This is a genomic window from Vibrio sp. 03_296 (genome assembly GCF_002265885.1).
Window position 1 is genome coordinate 1 of sequence record NZ_NPKW01000322.1, and the last position, 1096, is coordinate 1096.

A 1096-nucleotide genomic window follows, 5' to 3' on the forward strand; every position below is an offset into this window, starting at 1 on the left:
TTCATGTTGATCACAGATATCCGGGGTAATGTCCTTCATATATCCTCCTTGAGAAAATTTTTGCCACATCACACATGCGGCTCGAATTCAAAATTTCTTATCTGATGCGCTGGTCMAACGGCCCAGTGATTCTTTCCTTTCATCACTCAAGCAAGACACTAAAAAAGCTCTCCTTGTTCAACAAAATAAATCRCGTTTTGTTGGAACTCTCTTGCTAAGTTTAGTGCGTAATTCAAATTTATCTCGACGGCAAAACTTTCTTCGCTCCAGCAGCACGCCTTATCGGCGACTAAAACTGAACAAAAGCGTAGCGTGTTAATCTTTGTTTTTAGCTTCTGATTACTTATGCAATTCTCTTTTTTTGACTGCAAATGCTTCGCAGGGTTCCATGCTGTAATAATGGCAAACAATCGCTTTGCCATTCGTCATTAAAATGGAAAAAGAGCTGAATAGGCATGCCATAATGACGCATCTACAGTTGTTTCACCATTATTTATCATAAGTCTCCATCGATTAATAATTGTTACATTTCATCAATTGATATAAATCAACAAAGTGAATGGAATTAACATTTGTTCATTGTTAGCATGCTGTTAACATTATAGAATCCGCACAAAAGCCTTGGGATGATTACCTTTCCACACCAGACGAAAGGCGTCGAAAGGTAAACAGACCCAGTAGAATAATCCAGTAACAGTTGGATACTGTATACATTTGGCGAGAACCCACGGAAGGCAGATTAACTTAAAGAAGTTGTTTTTTGATCACTTTGTTTTATTATCAAAAAATCATTACCTGTATGTTATGTTTTTGCCTAGAATTTATTCTATTCGTACAATTTTGTCACAAATTTAGGTACCGCCAATGCAAACCCCGCAGATTCTTATCGTCGAAGATGAGCAAGTAACTCGTAACACTCTTAAGAGTATTTTTGAAGCAGAGGGATATGCTGTATTTGAAGCCAGTCAACGGTGATGAGATGCACCACATGCTGTCTGAAAATAGTATTAATCTGGATGATTATGGACATCAACCTGCCTGGTAAAAACGGCCTTCTTCTTGCCCGTGAACTCCGTCGAGCAAGCCGATGTTGCTT

Annotated in this window: 1 protein-coding gene and 1 pseudogene; one reads left to right on the top strand and one right to left on the bottom strand. The window is 38.5% G+C overall.

The features are described 5' to 3' along the window. Positions 1–158: 158 nt before the first annotated feature. Positions 159–422: a DUF3293 domain-containing protein gene (locus CIK04_RS24350; protein WP_325205781.1), complete on the bottom strand. Its 264-nt coding sequence runs from the start codon at positions 420–422 to the stop codon at positions 159–161. A 442-nt stretch (positions 423–864) separates the two neighbouring features. Between CIK04_RS24350 and CIK04_RS24360 the strand changes: the two are divergent. Then, positions 865–1096, top strand: a pseudogene (locus CIK04_RS24360) (response regulator); the annotation flags it as partial.